Genomic DNA, 1,108 nt, shown 5'->3' on the forward strand with positions numbered 1-1,108 from the left:
CTCGTGCTGGTCGTGCTCGTCACCACAGCGCTCGCCGAAAGTTCGATCCTGCTCGAGTTCGGGTGGCTCACCTTTGTTGCCTGCTCGGTGAAGGCCGCCCACCATCTCAGCTGGCGAACCGCGCTGCGAGAGCTTCGGGATGCGGGCTCTGCTCCCAACAACATCTAGCGACGAAGCATGGCGAGGTCGGCCGCGACCATTCTGCTCACCAGTTCATCGAAACCCACATCGGGAGCCCAGCCGAGAACGGATCGCGCTCGGGAGCTATCGGCCAGCTGCCTCGGCGGGTCGGCCGGCCGGACGAAGGCGGGATCAAGCACGACGCGATCCTCCCAGTCGGATATGCCCGCCGCGGTGAACGCGGCTGCGACGAAGTCACGGACCGTATGCTCAACCCCCGACCCGATCACGAAGTCGGCCGCGTCGGTATGGCGCGCGGCCAGCTGCATGGCACGAACGTAGTCGGGCGCCCAACCCCAGTCCCTCGATACGTCGAGCGTGCCCAGCGACAGCGTGTCCTGGAGGCCGAGCGAGATGCGGGCCGCGGCCGCGGTGATCTTCCTCGTCACAAACGTCTCTGGCCGCAGCGGAGATTCGTGGTTATAAAGGATGCAGGACGAGGCGTGAAGCCCGCGGCTTCGAAACGCGCTCACCGTAAAGTGCCCGAATGCCTTGGCTGCCCCGTAGGGCGATACGGGCGAGATCGGTGTCGCCTCGTCCTGTGGAACCTGCGTCGCCGCTCCAAAGATCTCTGCACTGGAGGCCTGCACGAATTTCACCGGCTTGCCGGTGCGCTCCTGCAACTCCCAGCAGCCCAGCGCCATGCTCGCCACAGCACTGCCCGTGGTCGCCGCAGTTCCGACTGGGTCGATCCAGGATGCCGCGACCGACGTCTGGCCGGCAAGGTTATATAGACCTCATCGGGCGCAACACGGGCTATGAGGTCCGCGAGAAAGCCTGCATCGGTAAGGTCGCCCTCATGCGCAACCACGAATGGTGAGCGGTCCGCGAGAGTCACGTCGCCGGGCTTCACGAGCCCATGCACCTCGAACCCCTGCGCGAGGAGGTCGCTCGCCAGGTAGGTGCCATCCTGCCCCGTGACCCCGGT

2 protein-coding genes are annotated in these 1,108 nt (G+C 65.8%); both read right to left on the bottom strand.

Features of this window, described 5'->3' with window-relative positions; genetic code table 11:
* Positions 1 to 164 precede the first annotated feature (164 nt).
* The gene (locus tag RMN95_RS12890) at positions 165 to 872 is read right to left on the bottom strand and encodes a GDP-mannose 4,6-dehydratase (protein ID WP_309617311.1); all 708 of its coding nucleotides are present in this window, start codon (positions 870 to 872) and stop codon (positions 165 to 167) included.
* A partial coding sequence (locus RMN95_RS12895) for a GDP-mannose 4,6-dehydratase (protein ID WP_309617310.1) occupies positions 776 to 1,108 on the bottom strand: 333 nt, incomplete at its 5' end. The genes RMN95_RS12890 and RMN95_RS12895, both read right to left, overlap by 97 nt.

Source organism: Salinibacterium sp. (assembly GCF_031364185.1).
Classification (GTDB): Bacteria; Actinomycetota; Actinomycetes; order Actinomycetales; family Microbacteriaceae; genus Rhodoglobus.